Annotated in this window: 1 protein-coding gene and 2 rRNA genes; all 3 read right to left on the reverse strand. The window is 39.1% G+C overall.

Going from position 1 to position 6,000, the window contains the following annotated elements; all coding sequences use genetic code 11:
• Positions 1 to 909: 909 nt before the first annotated feature.
• Positions 910 to 4,968 (reverse strand): rhamnogalacturonan lyase family protein, encoded by a 4,059-nt coding sequence (locus tag B1R93_RS21790; RefSeq protein WP_133058699.1) that lies wholly within the window; start codon positions 4,966 to 4,968, stop codon positions 910 to 912.
• Positions 4,969 to 5,569: 601 nt separating this feature from the next.
• Positions 5,570 to 5,685, reverse strand: a 5S ribosomal RNA gene (gene rrf / locus B1R93_RS21795).
• A 210-nt stretch (positions 5,686 to 5,895) separates the two neighbouring features.
• Positions 5,896 to 6,000, reverse strand: a 23S ribosomal RNA gene (locus B1R93_RS21800); the annotation flags it as partial.

Here is a 6,000-nt window from a genome sequence, read left to right on the forward strand (position 1 = left end):
AGCCATCTTTTATGACACAACCATGCGGTTGCATCTCTTACCCGGTATTAGCACCGATTTCTCGATGTTATCCCAGTCTAAGGGGCAGGTTGCCCACGTGTTACTCACCCGTCCGCCGCTAACGTCATAAGAGCAAGCTCTTAATCAGTCCGCTCGACTTGCATGTATTAGGCACGCCGCCAGCGTTCGTCCTGAGCCAGGATCAAACTCTCCATAAAAATGGTGAGCTGATTAGCTCGAATAAATAATAAATTGACGAGATTGGTTTAAATGAAAAGAACATTTAAACTATCTCTCTTTTTCGCTTGGCTTTTGTTCAGTTTTCAAAGAACTTGTTTGTCACTCATCAGCGACATATATTATCATAACACAATAATTTGTTCTGCGCAACAACTTTTTAAAAGTTTTTTTAGGATTATTAAATCCGTTGTTAGTGACAAGTAATAATATACCACGTTATAAAGTTCTGCGCAATAGTTATTTTAAAATTATTTTTTGCGGCTAGATTTAATAATCTATCATACTTCATAGACAATAGCAACATATTAATATCTCACTCCCGCTGCTTTCCTAATATAATTGTTTTCTAATTTATTTATATCAACATAACAATTAAAGAAGGCAACTTTTAGTTAGGTACCATCACTTAGTACTTACTAACGTTATAACTGGTATCTATACTACACTTCCCCCACAAATTTTAGTAAATAGATTCTTTCTTAAGCATATATTTTTTGGATTTTGAATTTATAATACGGAAAGATTTTTGGTTCGTGTCAAAACATGAAAAAACCCCTAAATAGTTTGGTATTTAACTGTACTGGTTATACCATTTAGGGGTATTTATAGATCTGATTAACTTAACTGCTTAGTGTTTGGAGACTTTTTCACTGAATCTGAACCGTCCCCTTACTTCCAAGCCTTAATTAATAAAAGAGCATCTGCTTTCAGCTTAGATTTCACATCATCGTTCAAACTGCTTTTTTCGAGGTGTTTAATAAAATCCTTCATATGCTTGGAAGCCTGGTCTGGTCTTCCATTGTTTAATTGGTGCTGTGCCTGACTAAGTTTATTCTTTAATACAGTATCCTCTTGATCAGTTAATTCAAGATTTACAGTATGCTTCATCGAATATAGACTTGCTGTGTACTTGACACTCGGCGCATCTAATTCCCCACCAAGTACCGCTTCTCTTTTATCTTCACCTAGATAGAAACCGATATGAGGCGGCTGGTTGTAGCCTGAATTCTGCCACGCAATTCCCATTCTATATACTGAATCGTGCATCAGCGTATAGAGCCTATAATCAGTAGGAATAGTGGTACTGAATATTCTAAGCTCTGAACTATCCGTTGTAGGTAGGAGAACCTCTTCACGCCAGTCTCCAATGATATCTGCCTGTAATGTTGGCGTCGCTTTTGTTCCATTATTACTTACAACGCCTTCAAAATTTCTAACAAGCTCTGATTTACCTGTTTCTTCGTTAAATTTTGTAATTGACGTGTCATCGAGTAATTCTCTTAATAGGTCTCCATCCCAGTAGGTAGCAAAGTTAACAGAAAGACCAGCATCTCTAAAGCTGTCAGCTACAACATGCCCCTGTACATTATAGATTCCTCCACCTGTTTCAACATCTGGACCTCCAGTTCCCCAGAACTCGTATCCAGGTTGAGAGGTAATGTTTGCTGCTACTCCACGTCCAGCGTCCTTATAAGCAAAATACGACATAAGAGTTTCCCCTGTTGCTCCATCATGATACTCAACAGAGCCAACTGCCGGAACTTCGTGGACAGCAAAAACATGAAGACCTTCACGATCAGGGTCAAACGCACCTACATGAAGGGCATCACCATGGGACCCGTTTTCACGTCCCATTTCACCATCCATCGCATAAAGAATCGTACCGTCATGATCAAGCGTTAAAGAACCTGCGATAATTTCATCGAAACCATCATTGTCGACATCGCCAGTGGCAAGACTATGGTATCCTAAACCACCACCTCGACCTACTTCGTCTGAATCAAACGTCCATTCCTCTATTAGTTCACCATCGACTAAACTATATGCTACAAAGGTTGTTTTAGCATAGTAACCTCTACCATATATTGCACTTGGTTTCACTCCGTCAAGGTAAGCTAATCCAGAAAGGAATCTGTCTGAACGATTGTGCCATGTATCCCCCCATGAAGCAACGTCTCCAAGTGGAAATGCATAATCAATCGTATCAATGACTTCGCCTGTTTCTCCATCGAACACAGACATATACTCAGGTCCACCGTAAACATGGCCACGCTCATTAACCCATTTTCCGTCATCTTCCGGGTTTCCGATAACACTTAATACTTTACTGCTATCGAACGTACCACCTGTAGTTCCGTATGACGTTGTTCCATCTGCCGTTTTAATAAGGAATTCACTCTTACCATTCGCATCAAAATCAGCTATAACAAATTGGTGATAATGGGCACCAGATGTAAGATTATGCCCCATATTTATACGCCATAAAAGTGTACCATCCAATTTATATGCATCAAAAATCGTTGGACCTGTCATTCCTTCTTGTGAGCTATCAATAGCATTAGACGGATACCATTTTACGATAACCTCATACTCACCATCACCGTCTAAATCGCCTACACCGGAATCATTTACATTATATGTGTAATCACCTGTTGCAGTCGTTCCACCCTCTGGCTGTTGCATTGGGATTGATAGATAATCTGTACCTGCTGCATCAACTTTATGCTTTTCAATAGATTTACCTTTTACTAGTGTTTCAACTGTATAAGTATCTCCAGCAACACCTTCTGGATCAACGAAATTTGTCACAGTTAAAGGTTCAGCAGTTAGTTTCTCTTCATCACGATACACATTAAATTTCACATCTTCATCATATTCATCTGCTAATAAACGCCAGCTAACAAAAATTCCATCCTCCGACTTGAGAGCGATAACGCCTCTATCAAGCCATTCTGTTTGACGTTCTGTTTCAGGTGGAGTCAAACGATTGTAAACATAGATCTTTGCCGATCTGTTAAAATCATTCTCTACACCGTCTGTTTCAGCAAGAGTCCCTACAAACTCGTATACCCCTGCTACACTTGGATTCCATTGCTTCCCAACTTCTTCCCATTCACTGACAGCAATTTCTTCTTTACTATTATCTGCAAGCGTTACAGAAACTGTTTCTGGTAAGCCGATTGAAGCAATGTCTCCAGTTGTTTCATCTACATAAACTCGATGGTAAGATAATTTATCTACCTTTGTAATCGTATTATCAGAAATTGGTACACTATAAACTCCGAAATTATCAAGGTACGTCGTCCACGTATGATTATTACCAGATGTACGGATACCTACTAGTCTTACAGTAGCTACAGAACCATCAAAAGCAACACCTTCTAGAGAAGACACATGTTCTTCGGTTTCACCTGTTTCTTTCTCTGTGAACGTTAACGTTACCTCATTACGAACTAAATCAATCGTAACCTCTACACCATACCATGCTTCAGGCTCTGTAATTCCTGTTTCAACAGGAACCTGAGCACCTGCAAAATACGTTAAAGGCACATTATTCGTATTGTTTATCGTAAATACTGTATTACCCGAGCTATCAATGATTCTAAATTCGCCACCATTTTCATAAGCTCTTTCACCTTTATCATTGTTCTTCCCTGGATACCAGTCAAATTTAACTAGAATCTCCGAGCCTTTTACATCTGAATCAAAATTCTTTGTAGCAACACGGCCGCCAGATTGATCAACGATGCTATATTCTAGCTTCGACGTGTCATTTCCAGCAATATCATCCTTATTAATGGAAAGAGTAGCAGCAGCAGTCGTAAATCCCCAGTTTACAGGAGTGACTTCAACCGTGTCACCAAAATCACTGTAGTAAACACCTTCATACCCTTCAACCTTAGGCATATCAGTAGCTTCAGCAACCGTTACAGTCACATTGGCTTCAATGTCGTTTGCGTTTCCGACGTTCGGAACATTCTCCGTACTTAATGCACCCGTAAAAGTATATACACCTAATTTAGTTGAATCATAATCAGTACTTTCCCAGTCTACGTTCACCTCAATAACAACATCATTCTCAAGTTGCACATCAAATACGTTCGGAAAAAATGAAATAACATCTTCCTTTACTACGTCTTTAGGAATCGTTAACTCTGTTTCATACTCCGATACGATCGAATCAATGTTTTGTTCTCCTTGATCCGGTGCCTGTTCACCCGATCCGTAAATTGAAACATTATCTAATCCAGTAACAAAACTGAGATTATTGCCGCTAGCTCGATTACCGTTGATTGAAATTTCAGCTAGATTGTTTACATAGTTTATTAAGCTAAAATCAATACCGGAAGCAGTAAAGCTCTTTGTTTTATCATTTTTATCATGAACAGTCAGTGAAGCGCTTTCATCATTAAAATCAAATAATACTTCGACAGACAACCAGCTCCCGTCTGTACTTACATTCGTTACAGACTCAGCTCCTGTTAGATCTGTGCCATTCGTTCCAACCTCATACTTAATTTCACCATCTGTTCCACCAGCTTTAACCAGTCGAAAAATGGCATTCCCGTTAATATCACCGAATGTAATTTCACTGGAATTTAAATCCGTAGAAACATTCTCCGGCTTCCAGTCAAAGGTAAATAGCACCTCGGAATCTGCCGTAGGATTATCTAAAGTTTTTGCGATCGTACGATTTCCACTCCCATTACCAGTAGCTTCTAAGTATTTATTCCCATCTTCTTCAGCCTCTACTTCAGCAGTCGTTCCTCCCCCTGGTAAAAAACCCCATGTATCGTTATCTTCAAAATCAGAACTTGCTAATATGTGAAAATTACGATCGATGCTCGTATTCAGATCATTCGCTATGGCAAATGACAAATTGGAAAAAATAAGACAAAATGTCAGAATAACAGAAAAGATTTTTCTCGTTTTTTTGTGATTTCCCACTTATTCATTTCACTCCTTAGACTATTTTGTATCAAGGATGAATTTTCTTGCTCCGTTCTCCTTAGAATGCTACAACTTACTTTCCATTATGGCTTGTTTGTCATCGAATCTTTTGGTGAATTAGTTCAAACCGCAGTAAGATCACCACCTTTGAAAAACAGCATTTAATGGTCAGTAATAACGTTTCTTCCGAACAAACAAGATGATGTTTTAGTAGAAGACGAGTTTAAACAACCCCCGATTTCTTTTGTAAGCGGATTCAAAAAATACATTTTAAATAATACAGGGTATTGATTGAAACATCCTGCTTCGACATTCGTTTACCCTCTCACCCCTTCTATAATTTATTTGTTGTTCGGTAAAAAGTCGACCAATCTGGTACATAGTAGCACCCGACCAATCACCTGTCTATTGGACTTTTTTGCAAATGAAAAATCCTTGCAATTCAAGGTTTTTGAAGACAATAGTACTTTTTTGACCGAGTATTCTATTTTTGAAATCCTCTGAAAGAAAGATACAATTTTATTCCAAGCAATCAATATGTACAAATAAATTTTTTTGTACAACAAAAAAGCATAACCCAATCGGTTATGCTTTTTCTGCCTGGCAACGTCCTACTCTCGCAGGGGGAATCCCCCAACTACCATCGGCGCAAAAGAGCTTAACGACCGTGTTCGGCATGGGAACGGGTGTGACCTCTTCGCTATCGCCACCAAACTTTTTGACTTCAGATAACCGGCGAATTTCTTCGTCAGCTGCGTGATCTTCGGTCGTGTCACGTACGGGTGTACGCTCCATTCCTCAGTCACTTGCTTCCTCGAACTTCTTGGTTCTCTTTGTCAAACTAAGAATGTTGAGATGATTCTCTCAAAACTAGATAATGTGTAAACAAGTCACAATCTGAGTGTGACATATGTCAAGAATATATTGGATAAGTCCTCGACCGATTAGTATCTGTCAGCTCCACGTGTCGCCACGCTTCCACACCAGACCTATCAACCTCATCATCTCTGAGGGGTCTTACTGGATTAT

The organism is Halalkalibacter urbisdiaboli (assembly GCF_002156385.1).
Classification (GTDB): domain Bacteria; phylum Bacillota; class Bacilli; order Bacillales; family Bacillaceae_D; genus Halalkalibacter_A; species Halalkalibacter_A urbisdiaboli.